Genomic DNA, 23980 nt, shown 5'->3' with positions numbered 1-23980 from the left:
CGTCTGGCCTTAGCTGGGGCCGCTGAGCATGAAGGAGCTGAGCCAAGTTCTCAAAACCGGCCTCTGGGTTGCGGCCGGCGGGGTAAGTGCCCTGGCCGTGCTCAACGCCTGGATCGCTTCTCGAACCCAGCCTCTGCCCAGCCTCTTGCCGGGGGAGGAGAGGCACTATTTTTGGCGCGGCCACCGTCTGTTTTACAAGGTTGCGGGATCCGGCCAGCCCTTGTTGCTGCTGCACGGCATCGGGGCCGGCTCTTCCAGCTACGAGTTTCGCGCCGTGATGGCGGAGTTGGGCCAGCACTATCAGGTTTACGCTTTGGATTTGTTGGGTTGGGGCAACTCGGAGCGCCCCGATCTGGAGTACACCGGCCACCTATATGTCCGGATGATCGGGGATTTTGTCGGCCAGGTGATCGGGCGCCCCTGCCACGCCATTGCCAATTCTCTCTCGGCAGGGTTTGTGCTGCGCTCGGCCCGGCTGCAGCCTCAGCACTGGCAGAAGCTGCTGCTCATCGCCCCTCTAGGAGACAACAGCCTTGTCCCCGAGGCGCTAGGGATCCCTTTGGCTGAGGCGGTGTATGGTCTTCTCAGCTTGCCGGTTTTGGGGCTGGCCTTTTACAACGTCATCACCACCCCCTGGAGTGTACGTCTATTTACGGAGCAGAGCCTGTTCTCCCCTGGGTACGCTCTGGATGAGGCGGTGGTGGACTACTACTATCAGGCGGCCCACCAGGCGGGGGCCCAATTTGCCCCCCGTTCTTTTTTGACCGGCAAGCTTAACTTGCCCATTCAGGAGGACTTTCGCGTGGTGGACAAGCCGATGGCTCTGGTCTGGGGAGAAAACAACCGCCTTACTGGATCAGAACAGGCGGAGCGGTATCGTGCCTTGCGCCCAGAGGTGCCGATCTATCGACTGCCAGGGGCTGCTTTTCCCCACATCGAAGCGCCGCAAGCTTTTTTATCGGTGGCTTTGCGCTTTTTGGCCGAGGCCGATCCTGCCCTGCCAACCTAGGGGATCCCCGAGCAGGGAAAACTCACGCCTTTGCCGACTTTTTGCGGCGACTGTCCGGTCAGTCTGGTTTTTTCCAATCCAGGAAGAGTTCTCAGGCTCAGGCGCTCCGGCTGACATGGGGTCACCCCTAGGCCGTCACTTTGGGAGAGAGGAGCGAAGCCGGGCTCAGAGCTCAGGTTGGCTCCCCGGTATTCTCCTCCCAGGGGTCCCTATCCAAAGGGGAGCTGGGAGCGGCCGGGGCAGAGTCAGGAGCTGGCTCGGAAGGGGGGGCTTCTGCTTTGACGTACTCTTGCTCCCATTCTGGCTGCTCGGCAGCAGGAGCAGGCTCGGGCCGACGAGGAGGCGCCGCCTCGGCCTGGGGTTCAGGCTCTGCTTCGGGATATTCCTCTTCTTCGCCCTCGTATTCTTCGTCGTATACTTCCTCGTAGTTTTCCTCGACGGCAGGTTCATCAACGGCCCTGGGCAGGGCGGGGGCGGAGCCAGTGTCGACCAGCCAGGAGGGCTTGCCCAGGCCGAGGGTTTCCAAGATCCCTTTGGTCAGTTGGGCTAGGCGGGTTTCGGCGCCATCGGCCACGATGAGGCGATCGCCGCCGATGGAGACGATTTCATCAGCAGAGAGCAGGTAGGTGCTGAGGATAAAGCCGGGCAAAAAGGTCAGGCCGAGGTTGGAGAGGATCAAACCGGTGATTAGGCCGGAGACGGAGTTGAATTCGAAATCTTTGACTTTTCCAAGGCGGATCCCTTCTTCGGTAATCACCTCGCTGCCGACTACCCGGCTGAGACCCTCCAACTCCAAGTCCTCGAAGACTTCATCGCTGGGGACGAGGATGGCGTCTTGTCCTAGGGCCGTGACCTGCCGCAGCTCCAGAAAACGGGGCGATCCGGCAAAGGCCTTTTCCAGCACTCCTAGCACCAGGACTTGCCTAGCTTCCAGATCTGCCCAAACTTCGCTAACTACTCCAAGCCGGGCGGCATTGGCTTGGCTGATCACCTGCGTTCCCAGAACCTGTGACCGCCGACGAACCTCTGATCGCACCAGCGCAACAGATTCTTTCCCAGTCGTCATGGTGGTTTCCCCGTCGTGAGTCGAAGTGTCCGCGTCAGTGGGCTGGTCATCCGGCCCCAGGCATCAAAATCAAATAGTACCATTGCCTGTCTTCTCCCTAGCGGGCTGCCGGGATCGGATCCTGGACAATTTGCTCGCTCCAGGCCAGAAACCGCTCTGTCATGGCCTGCAGGGAATAGTGCTCTTCTGCGTGCTGTCGGCAGCGGCTTCTAGCGATCTGATCCAGGCGTTCCACCGCTGTTGCCAGAGCTGCCACGTCGTCTGGCTCCACCACCCAGCCGGTCTCGCCATCGCGGACAATTTCCGCCGGCCCGCCGCGGCGGTAGGTGATCACCGGCACACCGCAGGCCAAGGCTTCCACCGCCACCAGGCCGAAGGCTTCCACCCACTTAGGGGTCATGATCAAGGCCGAGCAGTGGCCCAAGAGCCGCTGCATCTGAGAGGTGGGCAAAAACCCCCGGTAATCCAATTGAGCCCGCGGGTACTGTTCTCGAATCTGCTGCCAGTAGGCCGGGTCTTGCAGGTGGCCCAGGATCAGCACCGGCCTCCCCGTCTTCTCGGCCAGGGCGGCGCAGTCTTCCAGGCCCTTTTCGGGGGCAATGCGGCCAACCCAGCACAGGGATCCGTTCCCCTCTGGCACAAACTCGTAGCGGCTGAGGTCGACGCCGCAGGGCAAATAGACAAAGGGAGCCCGACCAGCCGCCATCTGGGCCCGGGCAAAGGCAAAGGTCTGGGCTTGGGCTCGCGAGTGTACCGCCAGCCGGCCAGGATAGGTGCGCGCGATGCGCTCCAAGGCCTGGTCAACGGCATCGCTAAGGGAGCCCATGCTGACGATATGGGCCACCGGCGTGCGGAAAAAATCGGTCAGGTAGAACGAGAGCCAGTCGTAGCTCCAGTTCACGATGAGCTCAAACTCATCCTGCAGTTGGGCAGCCCGCCGCCAGAGGTTGGCCAACAGAGAAGGGATGGAAAGGCAAACCGGCTCGTCACGGCGCTGGCTCTGGGCATAGGGCGGGGGGAGGCCGGCCACCGCCTCGATCACCCCTTCCGGCAAGTCGACACTGCAGGAGCCCTCAGGGGCCAGCACGCGCACTTGGGCTCCCCTCTCAAGCAGGCTCCGCGCCAAGTTGACAAGGTTGAGCTCCACCCCGCCGCCAGCTCCCGATCCCAGGGGCCCAACGGGGGTGGAGACAAACAAGAAGCGGTAGGTACGAGGCATGGGCGCCCTAGCAGGCTCGACCCCTTGCTGGCTAGTCTGGTTGACCCTGGGGGGACAAGGTCAGGTTCTGGCCACGAAGATTTCCCCTTTCTCCACCTTAACTTTGTAGGCGGTCAGGTCGGCATTGGCCGGGCCACGGGTACGGCTGCCATCGGCGGCAAAAACTGAGCCATGGCAGGGGCAGACGAAGTTCTCCCCCCGCCAGTCCACGTCGCAGCCGGCATGGGGACAGGCTGCATCCAGAGCCAGCAGCGAGTCTTCCTTTTGGGGATCCCCGACTAGCCAAAGGGTGGCGGTGTTTTTCCCAAAGGCGTCTTCTACCTTGAAGGGGCCTTCTTTAAGATCTTCTAGCGTTGCCACTTTAACGAACTCCGGCTCAGCCGCTTTGGGGCCCGAAGCAGCACCCTGGGCAATGGCACGGTTAAAACGGCGCTGAGCCAAGGCAGGCAACAGGCCCACCAGCGAGCCAAAACCAAGCGCCAGCCAACGAAGAAAACCGCGACGATTGTTGTACATGGCCATGTGTCCCGAGATGGATGCAAGGTGTCGGTTAGGAACCAATCCAAGCGTGGCCTCCCAAACGGGACGCTAGCCCGGCGGCTCCTCTTAATATTTTGTTACACTAGGACAGCTTCAGCCAGCGCGAAACCGCACTTTTATGGGATTCTGGCGAAGGTCGGTCGGGCCTGTCCCTAGATTATGGGGAAGAACCGCCCACCCCTTCTAAGCATCGCCAGTCGGTTTCTTGGTCTGAGAGTGGGGAGGGTGTCAACGGGCTTGCTGTGGAGGGGGGATAGGTCGGAAATATCTTGGAGCAATCGCAGTCCCACTCACGAGATCTCGCGAAGGTAGCGGCGGCGCTCCTCGTATTCGGCGCGGGTAATCAAGCCCTGCTTCAACTGGATCTCCAACTGCTGCTCGGGATCCCGGACTTCCCGACTTTTCGCACTGGTCCAGTCCAGCTCGATGAGATCTCGATTGAAGCGAAAATCGAAGTCCTCATTGGTCATGGTGAGAAACCACAGCCCTTCCAGCAAACAAAGGGCGCGTACCCCGTAGCCGAGGAGCTGCAACGGGATGGAAGGAACGAACACCATCAGCCCCAGCACCAAGTAGCCCCAGCCCCAGCGCCTGTGGCCCATGTAAAAACGCTGCAGCCCTGGGATCAGCACCCCCAGCACCGCCAGCCAACCGGCCACCTCGCGCACCAGGCGCTGACGTTTCTGAAGGGGGGTATCAGAGCTTTTGCTCTCCGCCATCGTCTGCCCCACCTACACGTGCCACTAGGCTAGCTCAAGTGGCACGCGGCTCTGTCAAGCTACAGTTTGAGCAGGATCCTGCCGCATATACTTTATGGGGGCAGAGTCTGGGGGGAACATGGCAGAACGAGATCTGGCGGTGGCGATCCTGGCGGCGGGCAAGGGCACCCGCATGCGGTCGCAGTTGCCCAAGGTGCTGCACAAGCTGGGATCCCTGTCTTTGATCGAGCGGCTGCTGCGCACAGTGCTGACGTTGAAACCCCAGCGCTGTCTGGTGATTGTGGGGTACGGGCAGGAGCAAGTGCGCCGAGCTCTGCAGGAGTACCCGGTCGAATTTGTGGAGCAGGCGCAGCAATTGGGCACTGGACATGCGGTGCAGCAGCTTCTGCCCGTTCTGGAGGATTTTCAGGGGGATCTGCTGGTGGTCAACGGGGATGTGCCTCTGTTGCGGGCGGAAACCCTGCAGGCGCTGCTGGAGCGCCACCGCCAAGTTCAACCGGATGTGACCTTGCTCTCGGCCCAGGTGGCGGATCCCTACGGCTATGGGCGGGTGTTTTGCGATGCCCAGCAGCGGATCCTGGAGTTGGTGGAAGAGCGAGACTGCACCCCGGCCCAACGGCAAAATCGCCGCATCAACAGCGGGGTGTACTGTTTCCACTGGCCGGCCCTAGCAAGGGTGCTGCCCCGTCTGGGCCGGAACAACGCCCAGCAGGAGTACTACCTCACCGAGGCCGTTAAACTTCTGGACACCGCCATCGCCCTGGACGCCGAGGATGCGCGGGAAATCGTCGGCATTAACGACCGCCGCCAACTGGCCCAAGCCTACCAGATTCTGCAGGATCGCCTCAAGGAAGCCTGGATGGAAGCCGGGGTCACCTTTGTGGATCCCGACAGCGTCAGCCTGGAAGAGACGGTGGAATTGGCCCCCGATGTGGTGATCGAACCCCAAACCCACCTGCGGGGCGTCTGTCGCATTGGGCCACGCACTCGTCTAGGGCCGGGCAGTTGGATCGAGTCCAGCACCATCGGCTCCGATTGCCACATCCTCTACTCGGTGGTCAGCCACAGCCAGATCGGGGATCGCGTCTGGGTAGGCCCCTACGCCCACGTGCGCCCTCACAGCCAGATCGGCGACGGCTGCCGCATCGGCAACTTTGTGGAAATCAAAAACGCCCAGATCGGATCCCATACCAACGCCGCCCACCTGGCCTACCTGGGCGACGCCAAGCTGGGATCCCAGGTCAACATTGGCGCCGGCACGATCATCGCCAACTACGACGGCCAGCAGAAGCACTTGACCGAAATTGGGGATCGCAGCAAGACAGGCGCCAACTCGGTGCTGGTGGCCCCCCTCAAGGTGGGATCCGATGTCACCATTGCCGCCGGCTCCACCATTCCCGCCCGCTATCCCGTGCCGGACGACTGCCTGGTGATCGCCCGCGCCTACCCGGTGGTCAAGCCGGGCTGGCGACCGGGGAGCGCTGCTGCTGGCCGCCCCCAGCCTCTACCCACGGGATCCCTGCGCGTCTACCCCTTGCGCCTGCTGCCCGGCCAAGACCTAAAGCAGGAATTGGAGCGCTTTGCCCGCCAGCAACCCCTGCAGGCGGGGTTTGTCCTCAGCGCCGTCGGCAGCCTCAGCCAAGCCACCCTGCGCCTGGCCGATCAAACCGAGGATTACCTATTGTCGGAACGCCTGGAGATCCTGGCTTTGAGCGGATCCCTGTGCCCGGACGGAGTCCATCTTCACCTCGCCGTTGCCGATGCCCAGGGCCGAACTTGGGGAGGGCACCTGCGCCCCGGCTGCCTCATCTACACCACCGCCGAGATCGTCCTCGCCGACAGCCTGGAGTACCGCTTCTCCCGCCAGCCGGATCCGGCCACCGGCTACTTGGAGCTGCACATTGAAAAGGTGGCAGAAGCAACCCCACCCTCTCCCCAGAGGGCAGATGGGACAGGGGTGGGGATCCCTTCTTGCCCGCCGTGAGCCGCAAGCGGCTGTAGATGGACGGTATAATGGCCAACATTTAGCATTGAGTCATTAGCACCTCGTTTGGCAATCAAGGGTTGCTGAAATAAACTCGGCAATTGGGGGTACCCGGCCATGCCCCGAGTGACCACTGCAGAGGAGCTGCTGGCAGAATATGCCGCCGGCGAGCGCAACTTTCAAGAATCCAACCTGGTGGGCGTGGATCTGGTGCGCGCCACCCTGCAGGGGGCGAATCTGAGAGGGGCCAACCTTTCCTTTGGCAAGCTGAGTGGAATTAACTTGCAGGAGGCCGATCTGCGGGGGGCCGATCTCAGCTCCGCCAACCTGATGGGGGCCAACCTGCGCGGGGCCAACCTTTGGGAAGCCAACTTGATCGGCGCCGATCTCAGCTTTGCCGATTTGCGGGAAGCCAACTTGCACGGGGCCTACCTTTGGGAAGCCAAGCTAACCCGCGCCCAACTGCAGGGATCCGACCTGAGCGGGGCAAAAATAGGCGGAGCAGTGCTGACGGGCGCTGACCTGAGCGGCGCCATCCTGCCCGATGGCACAGTGCAGCCCTGGGCTGCTCCGTCGGCCAGCAAGGCAGAATAGAACTGTTGCGACGGGATCCCTCATGCTGCTGCTGTTCAACCTGGCCTTGACACTGCTGCTGGCTTTGGGAGTGGCAGTCCTGGCCGGACAAAACCCCACCCCCCTGACCGTCCATTTTTTAATTTGGCGCTCGGTGGAGCTGCCCTTGGGATTGCTCATCGCCGTGGCCATCGGCCTGGGCCTGTTGACGGCGGGGCTGGGCTCTTTGCTTTGGCCGGGGCGCAGCTTCTCCCTGACTGCCCGTCAGCTCCAGGAACGGCTGCAGCAACTGGAAAGGCAAGATCAGCCGCTGCCTTAGCCGCCCTGGCTCTTGCCGATCGAGTCTGGGATCCCTTCAGATTTTTGTGGGCTGTCCTGCCGCCGGAGTGACCCACGCACTCAAGACAGGGCGTAAGCTGAGAGAGGATCCCTTTGCTGTTAGCGGTGCACAGCCCGAGTGACAACCATGCCTCATTCCCAACCCTCTTCCCCGGCTAGCTCCCCCCAGGATCCGCGCGCCCTGCGCAAGGCCCTGCGCAGCTCCAGCAACTACTTTGCCAAAGGGTTTGAAGAGCACAAGGATCAGGCCCAACGGGAGCTGCAAACCACCTACAAAAGCCCCCTGGTGGAGCAGATCCGCGCCCAGTCCTACTGCTATCGGCAGGGGGATATCACCATCCATCTGGCCAAGGCCTTTGGCTTCTGCTGGGGGGTGGAACGGGCGGTGGAATATGCCTACGAAGCGCGGCGCCGCTTTCCGGATCGCCAGATCTGGATCACCAACGAGATCATCCACAACCCCCTGGTCAACCGCCACCTGCAGGAGATGGGGATCCGCTTTGTGGAGAAAGGCCCGGACGGCAAGAAAGACTTTTCCCAGATCCGGCCTGAGGACGTGGTGATCTGGCCTGCCTTCGGGGCAAGTGTCTCAGAAATGGAGTTTTTCCGGTCGCAGGGCAACGAGATCGTCGATACCACCTGCCCCTGGGTATCCCGTGTCTGGAACCAGGTGGACAAGCACCGCGCCGCTCAATTCACCTCTGTGATCCACGGCAAGTACAACCACGAAGAAACCGTGGCCACCAGCTCCTTTGCCCAAAAATATCTGGTGGTGCTGAACCTGGAAGAGGCGGAATGGGTCGCCCGCTACATTTTGCACGGCGGAGATGCGGCAGAATTTCGGCGCCGCTTCGGCAAGGCCACATCTCCCGGCTTCGATCCGGATCGGGATCTGGAGCGGATCGGCATCGCCAACCAGACCACGATGCTGGAAGGGGAAACGCGCGCCATTGCCAAGCTGTTTGAGACCACCATGCTGCGCAAATATGGCCCCCAGGAGCTGGACAAGCACTTCATGAGCTTTAACACCATCTGCAACGCCACCCAAGAACGGCAGGACGCCATGTTCGAGCTGCTGGAGCGGCCCTTGGACGTGGTGGTGGTAATCGGCGGGTTTAACTCCTCCAACACCACCCACCTGCAGGAAATTGCCCTGGCCAAGGGGCTGCCCTCCTATCACATCGATGGCCCCGACTGCATCCAGCCCCCCAACCGCATCCGCCACAAGCCCCTCCACCAAGACCCAATTGTTACCGAGGGGTGGCTGCCCGACGGGCCAGTGCAGATTGGTATTACCTCCGGTGCCTCTACCCCCGACCGCGTCGTGGAGGAGGTGATCCTACGCATCTTTGCCCTGCGCGAACAGCCGCAGACCCCTCCGCAGGGATCCCTTCCCCTCGGCTTCTAGAAGGCGTGCTCACCACTCTTTTTCAGGTCTACCTCCCCCTGCTGGGCTGGACGCTGCTGGGGTTTGTCCTGCAGAGAGGGCTACCTCCCCCCTGGCGCCATTGGCTAAATCCCCAAGCGCTGGGCCGCTTCATGTTTTGGGTGGGGGTTCCCCTGGGCACCCTTGGGTTTATGCAGACGGCGGACCTCTCTGGCCAGCTCTGGGCGGCCCCTTTGGTCTGCTGGCTGGCCACAGGGCTAGGGTATGCCCTGGCCAGTGCCTGGCTGCAGTGGCAGCACCACACCTGGCAGGGGAAGAAAGAGGGGGATCCCTGGCTTTGGAGCAGAGCCCGGCGAGGCAGCTTTTACCTGACAGCCACCCTGGGAAATACGGGTTATTTGGGCTACCCCATCTGCTTGGCGGTGGGCGGGAGCGCCTACTTTGGCTGGGCTTTGTTTTACGACCTGTTGGGCACCCTCTTGGCCGCCTACGGTCTGGGAGTCTGGGTTGCCAGCCGCTACAGCGCTTCCTTCACCCCTCCCTGGCAGGCCACGCTCCGCGTCCTAAGCAGTCCCACTCTCTGGTCTTTCTTTGTCGGCCTGGCAATGGCTCGCCACCCTCTCCCAGAATGGCTGGCCCAAGGGCTGACTGCCTTTGCCTGGAGCACGATTCCCTTGAGCTTAATCCTTTTGGGCATACGGCTAGCCCACGTGCCGCACTGGGGATCTCTTCGCCCCGCCGCCGCGGCCCTCTTCATCAAAATTGTTGTCCTGCCCCTTTTGGTGGGCCTGGGGTTAGCCTTGACCCCCTATCCCCCCTTGGCCAAGCTGGTGCTGGTCTTGCAGACCGGCATGCCTCCTGCTATTGCCACCCTGGTGCTGGCGGAGGAATACGACTTGGATCGGGAGCTAACAGCAACAGCCTTGGCCCTAGGCTACGTGGCGGCCCTGCTGACCCTACCTTTCTGGTTGCTGCTGTGGGGAACCTAGTAGGCCAGGTGAGAGAGGGTTTGCTCCAGGTAGCGATGTACCAGACGATCCAGGTCAGCCTCCTGGCTGGGCAGTTCCCGTCCTTGGAGCCATCCGCGGAAGCCCGAGCTTTCCACGATGGCCTGGCGCAACGGCTTCCAAACCGCTTGGGCGCGCCGTTCTGTATCGGGGCTGAGAGCAGGACTGGTCATGGTTTCTGAAGAGGAAGCTGAGAGCAGACTGAACTCAGGATAGCCCGGATCCCTGTTGGCTTTAGCTCTCTAGGATACAAATCTGCCTATCTCTCTCCCTGAGGGAGAGGGGCTGGGGGCAAGGGGATCCCTAAACGAACAATTGGCTGCGCTGCTCGACCCGCAAAGTTGGCCCCAAGGCATTGAGAAGAGAGACGCCGTAGCTGCGGACGATAATGCGGCTATCCAAAATGGCCACCCATCGGGTGGATGAGCTGGAATCTTCTCCCGAATCAGAGCTTTGCCGCAGAGGCGCAACAGCCCGTTGCAACTGGGCAGCGGCCACCGGCAAAAGGTACTGACGGAACCAGTCCTGCTGGGTGCGTTGCAGATATTGCACCCGTCCGGCCACCCTCGGGTCTTCCACAGAAGGGAAGGGCAAAGTGGCGATCACCATCAGCTCAGGGCGCGGCAAGCCAGCCTTGTGGTGCAGCCAGTAGGGCCAGTCGCAGACCAAAATGCCCTTTTCGCCGGGGAACGGGCTGTTTACCCGCACCCGTGAGCCGAATTCGGCAGCCAAAGCCGCCCCCACCTGTGCCTGCAGAGGTTGATCCGACACCAACACCACCACAAAGCCTTGCGCTTGAGGGATCAAGTTTTTCAGCTCTTGCAGCAGGTGATCCCGAAATAGAGGGCTGTTGGGCAGGGGGAGGCGCGGCAAGTAAAGGGAAAGCTCCGCCCCGCCAGAACGTGGCCAACCCTCGCCTGAGGCAAACCGCAGCGGCGTCAGATCCGGCAAGCCCAACCGTCGCCGATAGGTTTCCGCCTGGCGATCCAGATCCAGCGCTTCCCCAATAATCACCACCGGCTGTGTGGCCCAAATGGGGGCCAACCAATCCTGCAGAGCCGTCGGGCTGTGGTGAAGGGTGAGGCGACCGGTTTCTCGGTCGGTTTCGGCCCACCAAATCCATTTGGAGACGGGATCCCCATCAGAGCTGAGCCGCCGGCGGATTTGATCCCAGGGATCCGGCAGCCAGCCGGGGTAGCCTGTCACCAAAGACAGCACAGCATCCAGGTGAACCTGTTCATCCGCATGAAGCAGACAGCGGGAAAGAGGCCGCCGCAAAAGCTGAAGGGACAAATTGACCTGAACCTGGGAGAGCTGCTCCGCCTCGGCAGGGAAGATTTGCCGGAGCTGTTGCCAATGGCTGGCTTCCAGGGTCACCGTTAGCGCCTGGTAGGCCCAATCTTCCAGGTCTTCGGCTCCATCCAGGATCAGAGGGATCCCTGTCGGCACTTGCGAGGATCCCTTTCTCAGGCGAGCTTGCAGCCAATCCAGGGGATCCACCAACAGCAACCCCTGGAAATCGGGATCCGGCCAACGGTCTTTTTGCAGGACGGGCTTATGCAACTGCAGGGTGTGCTGTAGCCAGGGGATCTCTTCCCCCAAAATTTGCGCCTGCACAGGAGCTGTGGCACAGAGCAAGGTGGGGTTGGGCCACATCAGGGCCGGCAGCAGATAACTGAGGCGGTGCTGACCCCCAGCAGGCACCTGGATCAAGGTGCTGCGACCCAACCGCAACCCTCGCGCCACCATGCGAGCCATCGTCAACTGGTGGGGCCACAGGGCTTCGGGAGACTGCCGCAAAAGCTGCCGCAACTGTTGGTGGACTTCAACCTCAATCACAGTTCAGTACGCCGGGGATCTGCCACAAACGGTAGGGTGAACTAGCCTATTCTAGGGTAGAGAAGAAAACCAAATCCCATCTCTGGGGTGAGCGATGTCTCTTCTTTCTGCTGTTCCCACAGAGGGCCAACCCGTTGCACAGACGGGATCCCTGCTTCTAGACCGCTCCGGGTGGGGCCGTTTGCGCATGAAGGGATCCCCAGGCTTGGACTATCTGCACAACCGAAGCACCCAAAATCTGAAGGCCCTCAAGCCAGGGCAGGGGGCCGACACGGTTTTCGTGACCCCCACCGCCGGCATCCTGGATTTGGCAACGGTGTACGTGGGAGAAGAAGACTGCTGGATCTGGACTTCACCTCAGCGGCGCAGCCTGCTGATGCAGAGTTTGGGGCGCATGCTGCCTTTGGTGCGGGGAGCACAGTTGCAAGATGAGACAGATCAGACCTTTGGCTTTGGATTGCTCGGCTCCCAGAGTCAGGCTCTCCTGGAGAAGGTGGTGGGCTCAGAAAGGATCCCGACCGGGCCTCATGAGCACTGCGCCGTGGAGATCCAGGGGATCCCTGTCCATCTGGCTTGTGGCACGGGTCTTGCCCAGCCGGGGTTTACCCTCTGGGGCACCATTGACCAGAAAGTCGCTCTTGAAGAATGCTTGCTCCAAGCCGGAGCCAAGCTGGCCCCACCTGAGCTGTGGGAAGTCCTCCGCCTAGAAGCGGGTCGCCCCGCCGCCGACCGAGAGCTGACCTCAGACTACAACCCCCTAGAAGCCGGCCTGTGGCGAGCTGTTTCCCTTGACAAAGGTTGCTACGTTGGCCAGGAAGTCTTGGCCAAGCAGGTAACCTACCGGCGCATTCGGCAAACTTTGTGGGGGATCCGCCTTCAAGGAGAAGCTCGTCCTGGCACAGAGATTTTGCGGCAGGGGGAAAAGATTGGGCTGCTGACCAGTGCAGGCCAAACTTCGCAAGAGTACCTGGGATTGGGATACGTGCGCACCAAGTTTGAGCCCGCCGAAGGTCTACAAGTAGAAGTCGGCTCGGTGCCGGGAGTCCTGACTCGAATGCCGTTTTTGAGCTTTCCGCCTATTGTCTGAGGTTGTTTTTGCAGACCTCTCTCCTCTCTTTTCTAGAGGGAGAAGCGTAGGCGAAACACCGCAACTCACCAGTCAAAGTGGCGGCGAAAGCGGGGATCCCGTCGATCCTTTTTGCGTCGGTTGCAGGTTTTGCACAACGTTTGCAGATTGCTGATATCGTTACTGCCCCCTTGGGCAATGGGGATGATGTGATCGATCTGAAGCTGAACCTCTGGGGGCGACTTTCCGCAACCGCGACAACGGAAGCCGTCTCTTTGGAAAACATACTCCCGCACGGCTGCTGGAATTAGAATCCTTTCGCCGGATTTTCTTTCTTTCATCGTTATTCATCCATACTGCGAAGATCGTCCAGTGGAGACTTTTCATCTAGAGGTTCTAATATCTCTTGGTCGGGTTCTTTTATCAGAAATTCAGGATTGTCAGGATAAAAGTCAATCGTAACTTCTACTCTTACTTTTACTCTACCGGTCTGCCAACCGTTAGTTTTAGGAGAAAGAATCGAGCATGGAACTCCTTTATAGAAAAAATGAACCTGATCTTCATGGGGAATACCTGTTTGTATCTCAGACGAACTCAAGTGACTGTTTAGTCCGCTTCCCATTTGGTCAAACCTCAGGAAATAAGAATTGATAGAATCGCAAAGCTTGGAAATCATGTAGACTTTCTGCTTATTGTTCTTGTTGATAAAAGTGATAACTCCGTCTCCCAGTTGGCTAAGATTAATGGATGTTTTTGTCATCTTATCGACCTCAAGACATAGAGACAACAATCCACGGTGAGCCAGGACGTAAGAGTTTAGCAGGAATTCCTTTCACGTTAGTTATTCCGTTCAAGTTGCTCCATAGAATCGAGACTCCCTTTTCGCTAAGTTTGCTGGATAAGTAGGATCTGATACTCTCATAAACAATCTCTGAGTACACCTGAGCAAACTCTTGCGAGTAGATTAGGCGTCCTCCTATATCAATGACAGTATTTTGGAAAATATCTAGCTCAACAAAGCACTCCTGAGATTGATCATTACTTGACACTTGCCCAACCCCCTCTATGTCTCTCTGGCTTAGGCTAGCTCTCACTTTCGCGAAGGTCATCCAGAGGGGATCCGCTGCTGCTCTCTGAGCCTGTATCCTCTGGCTCAAACTCTACAATGATCCGCAATCTGACTCTGCCTTTTTCCCAATCCTTCTTGCCTGGCACCAAGAGCTGACAAGCAAGTCCCTGCCCAAACCACTTCGCTTCTTGCAACAATTTTTCTTCTGGCTTGGGAGCAAGAAGGCTACTGGCAATGTTGAGCAAGTCTTCCGGCGGCAGGATCCCTGAGGATCTCAAGGCCGCAATGAACAAGCGATGCAGCTCTTCTTTCTTGGTCAAGTCCTCTTGGGCTGCTTTGACCAAGTTGGCAACCTTGAAAGTTTTCTCCCTTACAGAGAGGATCCCTTCTGGGTGCTGCTGTAGAGGTATCGATTTGGATCCCATGACTTTATCTGGATCAAGTGAAAGGCCAAAAACAAAGACAAGCCGCTCTATCTCAAATCATCGAGAATGCTATCCAACTCTGGAAAACTCTCGTCTATGGGTGTAGAACGACCAAGAGCGACTGCTTCGCTTGCATTGCTGTCACCTACTTGCTGTTCAGGAAGACTTGCCAAAATCTGAACTGACTCACCAACAGAGGAAGGTTCAGGACGAGTAATCAAGGGCAGCATCTCGCGATTGAGGCCCAAAGCCTGCAGGCAGAGGTTGATCCCAGAAACAGCTTGGTTGTACTTGTCTATGCTTGCCTCCAGTTCTTTCAGCCGCTGTTGGTTAAGCGCAATTTTCTCTTCAGCCTCTTTTCTGAGAGTTGCTTCCATGAACTGCTTTGCTTCTGGGTACTTTTGCAAAATCTCATCGGCTACTTGCTTGGCAACCGGCAATAGCTGAGTTTTTAGAGTATTGTTGGTCTCTTGTCGGAAGCTAGAACGCACTGTCTGGTTAACTTTCTGCTCGAAGTCAAGCTTAAGTAATTGTCGGATTCCAGGCTCTGCGTCGCGAATAGCAGAGATGTCATAAGATTGGCTGGTTTGCTTTAGGACTTCTCGAAACTGGTAGATCGAGAATGTTCCTTCGTCGTAGAAGCGGGGACTTTCTCTGAGGTAGCGGTCGCACTCTTTTCGGGCACCATTGACAAGAGAACTCAAGGTTACCTCCTTAACCAAAAGAAGCTTTTTCTCTAAGTCTCCATCGGATCCCAGTAGGCGAAACAACTGCCTGTAGTAGCTCGAGCTGCGAACTTCATCAACAAGGCGACGAAAGAAGTTCTCTACAAGCGTGCTGGCTGATTCTACCAGGATGTCCTCTAGATGGTTGGACAAATAATAAAAGGCTTCGACCAATACAGCTAAGAATGGAGCTGTGGAGTTGCGGGGACGAATGCGAACGGCTTGACTGTAAACATTGTCCAACGAAAAAGTATCCAAAAGCTCATCTAGCCTCCGTACCATCCTAGTCTTCAATTTATGGAAATCGTTCTCAAATTCTTTGTTTTCTCCGTTAATAACTTTATTGACTACTGTCTGGATATGCTCGTCAAACTCTCGGCCAATACTGGCTAGCTGCTGATTGATCAGCGTCAGCTCATAGGAAATCATGCTGTCAATCTCTTTGGGCTGGCTATCAATGTCTCGGTAGAGATCTAGATAGGACTTCCTCATCTCGATGCAGAGAGGTTGCAAATCATCGGCCAGCGCGGAAAATAGCTGTGGCCGCTTTTCTTCCGTTAAATAACGAGTGATCCCAGCCCGAAAGTCTTCAATACCGCTATCTTTAATCATATACTCAATCAAAGGTTTTCCCCACTCCCTCAGAATCCGAACGTAGTTATTTATGGGTGTGTCGTACCCATGTACAGAAGGGCGGAACGGGGATCCAACTAGCCTACCCGACGTGCAGTACTTATTAAACTCGCTGACAAACTGGGGCGTTTCTTCCTCACCACCCAATTCTTTGATGCTTTCTGAAAAAATCGTATCCAGTCCAAATCGATCCTCGGGGGTAGTTGCCTTGATCTGGGAACCATAGAAGCCGAGAAGGCCGCTTGTCTTAAATACGCGGAGTTGACGAAACTGCTGGTCGATAATGTTTTCTAGTCTCTGCTTTAGTTGTGCGTTGTACCAAGTCTCGTCAATCCGGTTAAATACATAGAAGACCCGATCCCTGATGCTATCATTACTTTGAATATGCTCAATAAGCTCTGTCTCTTCCTTGGTCAGCTCACCCGTTGCAGCACACTTGAGAACGCAAACAACTGCGGACGTATCCGGATCGGCAATTTTTCGATAAGTACGCTCTGCATCCGCTTTGACTGGAGCATCGATCCCAGGAGTATCGACAATAACGTTTCCATCTTCCAGCAAGGGGTGGTGGCAATAGTATTCCACCTTTCGCAAAACTGCGCTATTGGCGCCGCGCCGGGCAAAACCCGCAGCTTCTCTTAGGTTGCCGAAGTTGAGCTGCTCCATCGAGAAGACTTTGTTCTCGGTAGGGTGAATTTTGTCCCGGTTCTGCTGGAAACCTGTAATCAACAAGCGGAGGGCATCCGCCTGCTTTGCCCGCTCTGACTTGCTTTTACCTCCCTCCTGTTGAATAATAGCCTCAGCACGCTCCTTCAGGGGATTCAGTGCAGTGTCTTCCAGCCTGCTGAGTGACGGAGCCAAGTTTAGGAAAGCGCAGAAGGCGGTCATCTGTTCTTGCACTTCCTGCTCGCTGAGAAAAGTGAGCACCACTCTCTCAGCATTTGGCTCTGCGTAGCCAATGTAGCACTCTGTCCCTGTGGCGTGTCCTTCGGCGCTGTAGAGAAGCTCCCTTTCTAGCAAAGCGTTGATCAACATCGACTTGCCGGCGCTAAAAGCACCGGCGAAGACAATCTCAAAGGTTGGGGAAATAGCCTTGCTCAGCGAAGCTTGAATTCGGGTTGTATCTTGTTTTCCTGAAAGGGTGGGATCCTGCTGCCAGAGGTTTAGAATCGTTTCAACGTGCTCCCGTAAGTTTTCGCACTGAGGCAAGAGTTGCACAGCCATCTCAGGGATCTCCGCTAGGGCTGGGGAGATTATAACGCCCTCAGCCCTAAGGGGAAGGTTCTCATGCTACTTTTCTTCAGATAAGGCACCCTTTGATGGCTAACAGCACAGAACCTAGCTTGCCAGGGCAAAGAGGTCGCTCCACTCGCGGTTGGGAACGCCGGGCTTGGCGATGATCTCGAAGATGCGGTTTTTCGCTGCCGGTTGAAACAAGCTTTCGACAGCTACCTGGGCAACTTTGATGCGAGGGACGCTGCCCTCAAAGAGGGTATCGGCCTTGGAGAGGACAATGCCATCTTCGTTGTCCTGGTTTTTCAGGCCCCCTGGCCGAATGATGGTGTAGGTGAGGCCGCTTTTTTGCAAGTATTCTTCGGCTTGCTTTTTCCACACCAAGATCAGCCAAAACAAGTTGAGAGGATGGAACAACTGAGACACGCACAGAGAAGAAATCAAAACAAAGTGTTGGATCCCTTTGGCCTTGGCTACATCCACTAAGTTCTTGGTGCCTTGGTAGTCCACTCGGTAGGGCAGAAAGGGATCCCAACTGGGCCTAGCGCCAGTAGCGCAGAGCACCACCGTGCATCCTTCCATGCCGGCTTCCAGCGTGGCCGGATCCAGCACATCTCCCACCACCACTTCTGCTTCGGGGGGCAGAACCCGAGCGGCCAACTCGCGGCTGCGCACCAGCGCCCGTACCGGGATGCCGCGGCCCACCAACTCTTGGACAATGCGCCGCCCTGTTTCTCCTGTAGCCCCTGCAACAAAAGCCTTCATCCTCTCCCCCTGCCAAACTGCTTAATGTGACGGTGGCGGTTCCAGGTTCCATGCTGGCCTTGCTAAGACCATTATCTTCCCAAAATCCGCCCAGGCAGGGATCCTGTCCATGCGACAGGGGTAGTCGCGGCAACCGCGGGCGCCAGCTTCGATCCCGGCAGCCGGCCAGCTCCAAAACATCCTCCGCTCCACCGCCGGGTAGACCTGCGGTTCAAAGGGAAGGGATCTTGAAAGTCTTGAAGCTTTATTGAATAGGTTTGGCCACATCCCCCACCTTAAAGCCAGAGCTGCTGAGAATGCGGCCCACACTGGATCCCTGATCCACCTCTGTCAGTTGGATCTGGCCAGCGGGCTCAGTCAATTTGCGCAGGACTGCCCCCGTGGCCGGATCTTTAACCTCGCGAACGACGCGCTCCACAGACAGGATCAATCCCACGCGGTAGCCGTCGCTGCTGCCCTTGTTCAAGATCACCTGGTTACCATAGACATCCGCCACCAAGGCATCGACGGTCGGCAAAGAGCGGGGCTGGGCCGCTAAGCGACTGGCAAAACCGGCCAACTGCTGGGCAATTTGCTCCACCGCCTGTTGGCTGGCCAAAACCAGCAGCTTTTCTTCGTTGCTGGTGGCCGATCCCCCGCCAAAGTCGGCAACCGTGACGGTGCTATCCGACTGGCTGACGTTGCCCCGGCCCTCGACCACGGCCAAGATCTCCGCCGTGCTGGTGCTCACCAGACGGGCATTGAGCTGCACGTTGGCATCAGCATCCACCACCTCGGCCCCCACCGCCAGCGGGAAGCTGCCGAAGGGGGTCAAGACCCGCGCCTCACCCCCAGAACGGCGCACCGACACATCGAACTGGGTAACACTGCCGAGGATCACAGCATCGACCCCGAGGATCCGGCCCACCTGAGCGGCGGTGTTGGCATCTAAGCGCCCCGATAGCCCCAAGTTCTGCTCGGCCAAGATCGCGTCCAGCCGCGAGGGCTCGATAACCGAAAAGGTGCCATCTCTCACCAGCCGATCCACCAGCAGATCGCTCACCCCCCGGGATGCCTCGCGCAGGCTTTAGGAATTGCTGAGGCTGCTGAAATCAAAATCCAAAACCGCAACGCGCGGGCGAGTGGTGGGTTGAGGCGCTTGTCCTACCTGGCTGGGGGCAGAGAGATTGCAGCGAAGGTCTTGGGGAAACTTCTGGCACAGCTCCGGATTGGTGGATTGGGCAGCCACCGGGATCCCCATCCAACCCAAGCTCAGCAGCGGGATCCCGAACAGCAGAATGGAAGAGAGGCTGCGCATGGTTGAGCGATCTCCTAGATCGAAGAGGTGGCCACAGTCCATTCTCAGCTTGCACCCAAAAGCGGGGCGGTGACCGGCATCACCTGGGCGCCTGTTCCCAGAAGATGTCCTATACTCTACCGATTCCAAGGCCATTGGGAGAAGGGATTGAGAAGGTTGGCACAGAGGAGTTGACAGATCTCAACAGTTAAGACTGAGCAGAGATGCTCGCCCTTTGTGAGTTGCCGGAAAAAGCTTGACCCGCTTTATTGGGCCGGGTTTAGATTGGGATCGAGCGTGCAAACTCAGTGTTAGCCTAGTAAAGCTGTGTTTTTGTACAAGCTATGCCTGTTCCTAAGAAGAAAACCTCCAAAGCCCGCAGTCGCAGGCGGTATGCGGTTTGGCTGGGCAAAGCCAAGCTTCAGGCCCAGCGGGCGATGACCATTGGGCGCGCCATCCTCAGCGGTCGCAACACCGGCTTCTACTACCCCAAAGCCAAGTCGGAAGAAGAGGAGGGAGAAGAATAGGGATCCCCATAGCCGGAAGAGTGGTTTACATTGGGGTCAGGCTCTCTTGAGAGCTGTTCTGCTACCTCCCAGTCTTGGCTGTTCAGCGACTTGCATGCGCTCGTTGACCTCTCTTACCTACTACCAGCGGCTGGGCTTGTCTCCAGGGGCCTCTCCTGAGGACATTCGGCGGGCCTACCGGCAGTTGAGCAAACGCTACCATCCCGACACTTCTCCTCTGGCGCCAGAGGTGGCGATTCGTTGCTTCCAAGAACTCCAGGAAGCCTACCTTGTCCTCAGCAACCCGGCAAAACGGGCCATCTACGATGCCAGCCTGCGGGCGGTGACGGCCAACATGGGATCCCCCGGTGCTGATTCTCTGGAGCTGCGCATGGAAACCCGGCCTCTCTCGGCGGGCGAGCTCTGCGCCCTGCTGCTGATGGGCTCCACCTTCGTGGCGTGTTTGGTGTTGGCGGTTGCTTTGGCCTGGCTACGGGAGGGTGGGGTGGGCTGACCAACTCCGGTTGCTTGTGGATGAGGTTAAGACAAAGCGCTCAGGGCTTCCCATTGATAAGGTGCTTGAATGGAATAGGTTGTTAACTTTTGTTTTGTTCGACGGCTTCTCTGCGCGCCATCTCGCCATGCCTTTGCCTCCTGCAACTACGCCTCTCTACAATCACCCGCTCCACGCCATCGAACGCTGGCTGGAGGATCAGGGCTGCACCCGTGACCCGCAGGATGTGGAGCAGTGGTTTTGCGAGCGGCCCGGCTGGAAAGCCTGCCTGCGCCTGGAGGAGACCAGCATTTGGGTGCGCTATACCTATCCTGATGGCAACACCAAAACTCTGTCTTTTCCCTATTCGCTAAGCCGCCAGGATGTAGAGCAGGCCATTTTTGAGGACTAGCCGGCTATGCGCATTCTGCAACTGCCTGCCCTGCGCGACAACTACATCTATCTGCTGCACGATCCCGAGACGGCCACGGCAGCGGTGGTGGATCCGACAGTGGCCGAGCCGGTGCTGGATAAACTGGCTGAGCTAGGGGCGGAGCTGGTGGCCATCTTCAACACCCACCACCACCACGACCATGTAGGGGGCAACCTGCAACTTTTGGCCCGCTACCCCCGTGCCGTCGTCTACGGCAGCCAGGCGGATCGGGGACGGATCCCGGGCCAGACGGTGGAGCTGCAGGCGGGAGAGACGGTGGCATTTGCGGGCCGGCAGGCGAAGGTGCTGTTTGTGCCCGGCCATACGCGGGGACATGTTGCCTACTACTTTCCCGAAAGCGGGGATCTCTTCTGCGGCGATACCCTGTTTGCCGGGGGATGCGGGCGCCTCTTTGAGGGCACCCCGGAGCAGATGCTGGGATCCCTGGATCAACTGCGGCAGTTGCCGGAAGCCACGCGGGTCTGGTGTGCCCACGAATACACCTTGAACAATCTCAAGTTTGCCCTGACGGTGGATGGGGACAACCCCGACTTGCAGGCGCGCTACCAACAGGTGGTGGCCCTGCGCCAGGCGGGATCCCCAACTGTCCCCAGCACCATCGGCGAAGAGCGCCGCACCAATCCTTTTTTGCGCTGGGATCAGCCGGCTTTGCGGGCGGCTACGGGCGCTCAAGATCCGGTGCGGGTTTTTGCCCGGCTGCGGGGTATGAAGGATCAATTCTAAGGCTGGCCGGAACGCGAACGGGGCCGAGTTGTGATTGGGATCCTGTCCTGACGCTGGGGATTCCCAGTTTGCTTTCCGTAAGATTGGCTTCTTTTTTCGGGAAGGCGGGACATACTGCTAAGTAAGATAGGTAACCTCGGTGGGCCTGCATGGCTACTCCCTAAGCCCCCATGTCTTGTCTTGACTGCCCAGCTCTGCCCACCTTTTTGCAGGAGGCAGGGCGTTTGTTTCTCTGGCTGCCCACTCCTCATACCCACCGGAAAATCTGGCAGGCCCTGGAGGCCAAGACAGAGGTTCCCGTTCAACTTTTGGAAGACCTTGGCCTAGTTGTTGCCATTGCCCAGGGGGCCCTCAAGAAGACCCTGGAGACAATGGCCGAGGTTCTCTCCCAAGAAGAGATGCAGGCCAGCCGCGCCTTGTTTTTGCCTGGGGATAGGGATCCCTGCTGGCAAGATTGCGCCCGGGTGGAGTCGTTGCTGCAGTTGTTCCACCGCACCCAAGCCGAGCTGTTGTTGGAATTGTTGAAGGAAAACCGCCTCACCACCTATTTCCAGCCCATTGTCCGGGCGCGGGATCCCGCTTGGGTGGTGGGCCACGAAGCGCTGGTGCGGGGGTTGGACAGAGAGGGCAAGGTCATTGGCCCGGACTTGCTTTTTGCCACGGCCCGCGAAGCCGGGTCGCTCTATCACCTGGACTTGGCTGCCCGCCGCACGGCCATTGCTGCCGCCACCCAGCACCGCCTCGAGGGGGATCTGTTCATCAACTTCAGCCCCACGGCCATTTACGACCCAGCCTTTTGCCTGCGCTCTACTGTCTGGGCCATCAGCCGCGCCGGGATCCCGCCAGAACGGGTGGTGTTTGAGGTCAATGAATCCGACCGCAGCCCCGATTTGGGTCATTTGCAGCGGATTTTGCGGTTTTACCGGCAGGCGGGCTTTCGGGTGGCGCTGGATGACCTGGGCGCCGGCTACGGATCCCTAAACCTGTTGCACCGGTTGCAGCCAGATGTCATCAAGCTGGATAGGGAGCTCATTCGCGGCGTAGATGGGGATCCCTACAAGGCGGTGATTGCCCAAAAGGTGCTGGAGCTGGCCCAAGAGCTGGGGATCGTCACCCTGGCCGAAGGGATCGAGACGGCAGAGGAGCTGCAGTGGGTGCGCGACCACGGGGTGGACCTGGTGCAGGGCTTTTTCATCGCCCGGCCCCAGCCTGTTCCCCCAGGATTAGGATCCATAGGATAGCTGCCCCCACGGCTTGAGCGGCTACTGAGAAGATGACCAAAGCTGGGAGGAAGAGATCGTAGAGCACCCCCATCAGGGCGCTGCCCAAAAACCAGGCCAGGCCGTAGAGGCTGGTAAACAGCCCAAAGGCAAAGCCCCTCGCCTGGGGAGCCACCATGCCGGCTACTGCCGCCTTCATGACCGATTCCTGAGCCCCCAAGCCAATCCCCCAGAGCACTATGCCCACCACCGCCAGCCCGTAGCTGCCGGAAAAGGCCAGCGGCGCAAAACCGGCAGACAGGACCACCGCCCCCAGCAGGCTCCCCAGCCGGATGCGGTCAAACAGCCAGCCACAGCCCAAGGCCGCCAAGGCATCCACCCCCATGGCCAGGGCGTAGAGCAAGGGGATCCCTGCCTCCTCGCTCCCCGACTGTCGTTGCAGATGGAAAGCAATGAGGGGAAAGTCGGCAAACCCCACGGCCACACAGGCCGCTGCTATGAGATAGAGCCAAAAGACCCTGGAAAAGCCTTGTGCTGGAGCGGTTTCCGGCTCCGGCTCAAAGTCGCGCGGGGTGGGATAGAGCCATCGGGCCAGCCCCAGCACCCCCAGCCCCAGGGCCGCCGGGATCCCCAAGGCCAAGAATCCACCCCGGAACCCGTAGCCGGCGGCAACCATCCCTGCCACCAGCAGCGGCCCCCCCACCGCCCCGATTTGATCCAAGGTCTCGTGCAGGCCAAACCCAATGCCCTGGCCCACCTGCAGAGCCGCATGGGAGAGCAACACATCCCGCGGCGGGGTGCGGATCCCTTTGCCCAGGCGCTCGGCCAGCAAAAGCAAAGCGGCCCAAGGCCAACTGTCCACCCAGGCCAAAGCGGGGATCGCCGCCGTGTTGACAACATAGCCCAGGGTGGTGAGCTGCCAGTGCCCTCGACTGGGCCGAGAGGGATCCCTACTGAGCCGGTCGCTCCAGTAGCCCACGCCCAGGCGCAGCCCATAGGCCAACAATTCTCCCCCGCCGGCCACCAGCCCCACCACCGTGCCGCTGGCCCCCAGGGATCCCAAAAAAGCTCCGGAGATGCTGCGGGCCCCCTCGTAGGTGGCGTCAGCGCAGAGGCTGACGATCCCGAGGAGGAAGATAAAGCGCCAAGCAGAATCGGACATAGCCAGCTCCTGAGGACGGGCAATCCAACTGGGGATCGGGACTATGGCTGGGGCTGAGGAGCGTGATGGAATACTTGGACGCTGTGGCAAGTAACTAGACCGTCGCGCACCAGGTTTTTGACATCCGGCAGAAAGGCCTTGATTTTCTCCGGCGTGTCGATAAACGTTACCAAAATGGGCAGATCTGTGTAAAGCTCGAGAAGGTTGCTGCTGCGAATGTGACTGTTGTGGCCAAAGCTGGCAATGGCTCTCACCATGGTACCGCCCGCCATGCCCCGCCGACGGGCCAGCTCCAGCAGAGCCAGGTAGAGAAGCTTATTTTGTCAGTGATCCGACTCGCCAATGTAGATACAGCCTTTTAATTTAAAATAGGGTACAGGTATTCAAGAGGAAGGAGAGAAAGAAATGCCGACTCATTCTTTGGATTTGCGGCAAAGAGTTGTAGCAGCCTATCAGGCAGGTAACACCTCCATCCGCCAGGTAGCTAAACGCTTCATGGTTACCAAAAGAACAGTACACCGCTGGGTGCGTCAGTACCAACAAACTCA

At 58.7% G+C, this 23980-nt stretch carries 25 protein-coding genes and 3 pseudogenes; 14 read left to right on the top strand and 14 right to left on the bottom strand.

The window, feature by feature from the left end:
* The first annotated feature begins 28 nt into the window (after positions 1-28).
* Positions 29-1009: an alpha/beta fold hydrolase gene (locus ACVW0R_RS06080; protein ID WP_011430025.1), complete on the top strand. Its 981-nt coding sequence runs from the start codon at positions 29-31 to the stop codon at positions 1007-1009.
* 172 nt (positions 1010-1181) lie between these two features.
* Here ACVW0R_RS06080 and ACVW0R_RS06075 read toward each other — a convergent pair whose 3' ends face one another.
* The 4 genes from ACVW0R_RS06075 to ACVW0R_RS06060 all read right to left on the bottom strand — a co-directional run bounded on the left by ACVW0R_RS06075 (position 1182) and on the right by ACVW0R_RS06060 (position 4553).
* A complete protein-coding gene (locus ACVW0R_RS06075) occupies positions 1182-2075 on the bottom strand; it encodes a PRC-barrel domain-containing protein (protein ID WP_011430024.1) in 894 nt (297 codons plus the stop codon).
* Positions 2076-2172: 97 nt separating this feature from the next.
* The gene (locus tag ACVW0R_RS06070) at positions 2173-3294 is read right to left on the bottom strand and encodes a glycosyltransferase family 4 protein (protein WP_457501807.1); all 1122 of its coding nucleotides are present in this window, start codon (positions 3292-3294) and stop codon (positions 2173-2175) included.
* A gap of 60 nt (positions 3295-3354) precedes the next feature.
* On the bottom strand, positions 3355-3816 hold the full coding sequence (locus tag ACVW0R_RS06065) for a QcrA and Rieske domain-containing protein (RefSeq protein ID WP_228375465.1): 462 nt from the start codon (positions 3814-3816) through the stop codon (positions 3355-3357).
* Positions 3817-4124: 308 nt separating this feature from the next.
* Positions 4125-4553: a hypothetical protein gene (locus ACVW0R_RS06060; protein ID WP_099812202.1), complete on the bottom strand. Its 429-nt coding sequence runs from the start codon at positions 4551-4553 to the stop codon at positions 4125-4127.
* Positions 4554-4671: 118 nt separating this feature from the next.
* Here ACVW0R_RS06060 and glmU point away from each other — a divergent pair.
* From glmU to ACVW0R_RS06030, 6 genes and pseudogenes are all read left to right on the top strand, one after another.
* Positions 4672-6036, top strand: a pseudogene (glmU, locus tag ACVW0R_RS06055) (bifunctional UDP-N-acetylglucosamine diphosphorylase/glucosamine-1-phosphate N-acetyltransferase GlmU); the annotation flags it as partial.
* 51 nt (positions 6037-6087) lie between these two features.
* Entirely contained in the window at positions 6088-6537 is a 450-nt protein-coding gene (locus tag ACVW0R_RS06050; protein WP_228375505.1) for a PPC domain-containing DNA-binding protein, read from the top strand.
* A gap of 117 nt (positions 6538-6654) precedes the next feature.
* Positions 6655-7131, top strand: coding sequence for a pentapeptide repeat-containing protein (locus ACVW0R_RS06045; RefSeq protein WP_011430019.1), 477 nt, complete (start codon positions 6655-6657; stop codon positions 7129-7131).
* Between the two features lie 22 nt (positions 7132-7153).
* Positions 7154-7429 (top strand): lipopolysaccharide assembly protein LapA domain-containing protein, encoded by a 276-nt coding sequence (locus ACVW0R_RS06040; RefSeq protein WP_011430018.1) that lies wholly within the window; start codon positions 7154-7156, stop codon positions 7427-7429.
* A 147-nt stretch (positions 7430-7576) separates the two neighbouring features.
* Complete coding sequence (locus ACVW0R_RS06035) at positions 7577-8857, top strand: 4-hydroxy-3-methylbut-2-enyl diphosphate reductase (protein ID WP_011430017.1); 1281 nt, start codon at positions 7577-7579, stop codon at positions 8855-8857.
* Between the two features lie 5 nt (positions 8858-8862).
* Positions 8863-9825, top strand: a complete 963-nt coding sequence (locus ACVW0R_RS06030; protein ID WP_457501806.1) for an AEC family transporter — start codon at positions 8863-8865, stop codon at positions 9823-9825.
* Here ACVW0R_RS06030 and ACVW0R_RS06025 read toward each other — a convergent pair.
* Together ACVW0R_RS06025 and ACVW0R_RS06020 are read right to left on the bottom strand one after the other, a co-directional pair.
* Positions 9822-10016, bottom strand: a complete 195-nt coding sequence (locus ACVW0R_RS06025; RefSeq protein WP_099812204.1) for a hypothetical protein — start codon at positions 10014-10016, stop codon at positions 9822-9824. The genes ACVW0R_RS06030 and ACVW0R_RS06025 overlap by 4 nt on opposite strands.
* 130 nt (positions 10017-10146) lie before the next feature.
* Positions 10147-11682: a hypothetical protein gene (locus ACVW0R_RS06020; RefSeq protein WP_457501805.1), complete on the bottom strand. Its 1536-nt coding sequence runs from the start codon at positions 11680-11682 to the stop codon at positions 10147-10149.
* A gap of 94 nt (positions 11683-11776) precedes the next feature.
* Here ACVW0R_RS06020 and ygfZ point away from each other — a divergent pair, with 94 nt between their 5' ends.
* Positions 11777-12769 (top strand): CAF17-like 4Fe-4S cluster assembly/insertion protein YgfZ, encoded by a 993-nt coding sequence (gene ygfZ / locus ACVW0R_RS06015; RefSeq protein ID WP_457403015.1) that lies wholly within the window; start codon positions 11777-11779, stop codon positions 12767-12769.
* Positions 12770-12834: 65 nt separating this feature from the next.
* On the opposite strand, the gene ACVW0R_RS06010 is transcribed toward ygfZ, so the two are convergent.
* The 6 genes and pseudogenes from ACVW0R_RS06010 to ACVW0R_RS05985 form a co-directional block, all read right to left on the bottom strand.
* Positions 12835-13089, bottom strand: a complete 255-nt coding sequence (locus ACVW0R_RS06010) for an HNH endonuclease (protein WP_011430012.1) — start codon at positions 13087-13089, stop codon at positions 12835-12837.
* 2 nt (positions 13090-13091) lie between these two features.
* A complete protein-coding gene (locus ACVW0R_RS06005; RefSeq protein ID WP_049749739.1) occupies positions 13092-13508 on the bottom strand; it encodes a KGK domain-containing protein in 417 nt (138 codons plus the stop codon).
* A gap of 323 nt (positions 13509-13831) precedes the next feature.
* Positions 13832-14242, bottom strand: a complete 411-nt coding sequence (locus ACVW0R_RS06000) for a KGK domain-containing protein (RefSeq protein WP_011430011.1) — start codon at positions 14240-14242, stop codon at positions 13832-13834.
* 47 nt (positions 14243-14289) lie between these two features.
* The gene (locus tag ACVW0R_RS05995) at positions 14290-16824 is read right to left on the bottom strand and encodes a dynamin-like GTPase family protein (RefSeq protein WP_011430009.1); all 2535 of its coding nucleotides are present in this window, start codon (positions 16822-16824) and stop codon (positions 14290-14292) included.
* Between the two features lie 114 nt (positions 16825-16938).
* Positions 16939-17598, bottom strand: a complete 660-nt coding sequence (locus tag ACVW0R_RS05990) for an SDR family oxidoreductase (RefSeq protein WP_099812211.1) — start codon at positions 17596-17598, stop codon at positions 16939-16941.
* A 244-nt stretch (positions 17599-17842) separates the two neighbouring features.
* Positions 17843-18895: pseudogene (locus ACVW0R_RS05985) on the bottom strand (CsgG/HfaB family protein).
* A 323-nt stretch (positions 18896-19218) separates the two neighbouring features.
* On the opposite strand from ACVW0R_RS05985, the gene ACVW0R_RS05980 reads away from it, so the two are divergent.
* The 5 genes from ACVW0R_RS05980 to ACVW0R_RS05960 all read left to right on the top strand — a co-directional run bounded on the left by ACVW0R_RS05980 (position 19219) and on the right by ACVW0R_RS05960 (position 22291).
* Positions 19219-19401 carry a 50S ribosomal protein L32 gene (locus ACVW0R_RS05980; RefSeq protein ID WP_011430004.1) on the top strand — a complete coding sequence of 61 codons (183 nt, stop codon included), beginning with the start codon at positions 19219-19221 and terminating at the stop codon, positions 19399-19401.
* 94 nt (positions 19402-19495) lie between these two features.
* Positions 19496-19894 carry a J domain-containing protein gene (locus ACVW0R_RS05975; protein ID WP_011430003.1) on the top strand — a complete coding sequence of 133 codons (399 nt, stop codon included), beginning with the start codon at positions 19496-19498 and terminating at the stop codon, positions 19892-19894.
* A gap of 127 nt (positions 19895-20021) precedes the next feature.
* Positions 20022-20285: a DUF3143 domain-containing protein gene (locus ACVW0R_RS05970; protein WP_041438969.1), complete on the top strand. Its 264-nt coding sequence runs from the start codon at positions 20022-20024 to the stop codon at positions 20283-20285.
* A 6-nt stretch (positions 20286-20291) separates the two neighbouring features.
* Positions 20292-21050: a hydroxyacylglutathione hydrolase gene (gene gloB / locus ACVW0R_RS05965; protein WP_011430001.1), complete on the top strand. Its 759-nt coding sequence runs from the start codon at positions 20292-20294 to the stop codon at positions 21048-21050.
* 170 nt (positions 21051-21220) lie between these two features.
* Positions 21221-22291 (top strand): EAL domain-containing protein, encoded by a 1071-nt coding sequence (locus tag ACVW0R_RS05960; protein ID WP_457501804.1) that lies wholly within the window; start codon positions 21221-21223, stop codon positions 22289-22291.
* Here ACVW0R_RS05960 and ACVW0R_RS05955 read toward each other — a convergent pair.
* Both ACVW0R_RS05955 and ACVW0R_RS05950 read right to left on the bottom strand, forming a co-directional pair.
* Entirely contained in the window at positions 22242-23432 is a 1191-nt protein-coding gene (locus tag ACVW0R_RS05955; RefSeq protein ID WP_011429999.1) for an MFS transporter, read from the bottom strand. The genes ACVW0R_RS05960 and ACVW0R_RS05955 overlap by 50 nt on opposite strands.
* A 41-nt stretch (positions 23433-23473) precedes the next feature.
* Positions 23474-23740, bottom strand: a pseudogene (locus ACVW0R_RS05950) (DUF190 domain-containing protein); the annotation flags it as partial.
* Between the two features lie 97 nt (positions 23741-23837).
* On the opposite strand from ACVW0R_RS05950, the gene ACVW0R_RS05945 reads away from it, so the two are divergent.
* On the top strand, positions 23838-23980 hold a 143-nt coding region (locus ACVW0R_RS05945), incomplete at its 3' end, for a transposase (RefSeq protein ID WP_457501733.1).

The sequence above is a fragment of the Thermostichus sp. MS-CIW-15 genome, assembly GCF_054060575.1.
This window is presented reverse-complemented; position numbering and strand designations above follow the sequence as displayed.

What these genes read in the sequence shown, in the direction of transcription:
- ACVW0R_RS06065 (WP_228375465.1), bottom strand. Translation starts at nt 3,816, where the DNA reads ATGGCCATGTACAACAATCGTCGCGGTTTTCTTCGTTGGCTGGCGCTT.
- ACVW0R_RS05970 (WP_041438969.1), top strand. Translation starts at nt 20,022, where the DNA reads ATGCCTTTGCCTCCTGCAACTACGCCTCTCTACAATCACCCGCTCCAC.
- ACVW0R_RS06000 (WP_011430011.1), bottom strand. Translation starts at nt 14,242, where the DNA reads ATGGGATCCAAATCGATACCTCTACAGCAGCACCCAGAAGGGATCCTC.
- ACVW0R_RS05955 (WP_011429999.1), bottom strand. Translation starts at nt 23,432, where the DNA reads ATGTCCGATTCTGCTTGGCGCTTTATCTTCCTCCTCGGGATCGTCAGC.
- ACVW0R_RS05975 (WP_011430003.1), top strand. Translation starts at nt 19,496, where the DNA reads ATGCGCTCGTTGACCTCTCTTACCTACTACCAGCGGCTGGGCTTGTCT.
- ACVW0R_RS06035 (WP_011430017.1), top strand. Translation starts at nt 7,577, where the DNA reads ATGCCTCATTCCCAACCCTCTTCCCCGGCTAGCTCCCCCCAGGATCCG.
- ACVW0R_RS06080 (WP_011430025.1), top strand. Translation starts at nt 29, where the DNA reads ATGAAGGAGCTGAGCCAAGTTCTCAAAACCGGCCTCTGGGTTGCGGCC.
- ACVW0R_RS05980 (WP_011430004.1), top strand. Translation starts at nt 19,219, where the DNA reads ATGCCTGTTCCTAAGAAGAAAACCTCCAAAGCCCGCAGTCGCAGGCGG.
- ACVW0R_RS06025 (WP_099812204.1), bottom strand. Translation starts at nt 10,016, where the DNA reads ATGACCAGTCCTGCTCTCAGCCCCGATACAGAACGGCGCGCCCAAGCG.
- ACVW0R_RS06060 (WP_099812202.1), bottom strand. Translation starts at nt 4,553, where the DNA reads ATGGCGGAGAGCAAAAGCTCTGATACCCCCCTTCAGAAACGTCAGCGC.
- ACVW0R_RS06070 (WP_457501807.1), bottom strand. Translation starts at nt 3,294, where the DNA reads ATGCCTCGTACCTACCGCTTCTTGTTTGTCTCCACCCCCGTTGGGCCC.
- ACVW0R_RS06005 (WP_049749739.1), bottom strand. Translation starts at nt 13,508, where the DNA reads ATGACAAAAACATCCATTAATCTTAGCCAACTGGGAGACGGAGTTATC.
- ACVW0R_RS06010 (WP_011430012.1), bottom strand. Translation starts at nt 13,089, where the DNA reads ATGAAAGAAAGAAAATCCGGCGAAAGGATTCTAATTCCAGCAGCCGTG.
- ACVW0R_RS05960 (WP_457501804.1), top strand. Translation starts at nt 21,221, where the DNA reads ATGTCTTGTCTTGACTGCCCAGCTCTGCCCACCTTTTTGCAGGAGGCA.
- ACVW0R_RS06075 (WP_011430024.1), bottom strand. Translation starts at nt 2,075, where the DNA reads ATGACGACTGGGAAAGAATCTGTTGCGCTGGTGCGATCAGAGGTTCGT.
- gloB (WP_011430001.1), top strand. Translation starts at nt 20,292, where the DNA reads ATGCGCATTCTGCAACTGCCTGCCCTGCGCGACAACTACATCTATCTG.
- ygfZ (WP_457403015.1), top strand. Translation starts at nt 11,777, where the DNA reads ATGTCTCTTCTTTCTGCTGTTCCCACAGAGGGCCAACCCGTTGCACAG.
- ACVW0R_RS06045 (WP_011430019.1), top strand. Translation starts at nt 6,655, where the DNA reads ATGCCCCGAGTGACCACTGCAGAGGAGCTGCTGGCAGAATATGCCGCC.
- ACVW0R_RS06040 (WP_011430018.1), top strand. Translation starts at nt 7,154, where the DNA reads ATGCTGCTGCTGTTCAACCTGGCCTTGACACTGCTGCTGGCTTTGGGA.
- ACVW0R_RS05995 (WP_011430009.1), bottom strand. Translation starts at nt 16,824, where the DNA reads ATGGCTGTGCAACTCTTGCCTCAGTGCGAAAACTTACGGGAGCACGTT.
- ACVW0R_RS05990 (WP_099812211.1), bottom strand. Translation starts at nt 17,598, where the DNA reads ATGAAGGCTTTTGTTGCAGGGGCTACAGGAGAAACAGGGCGGCGCATT.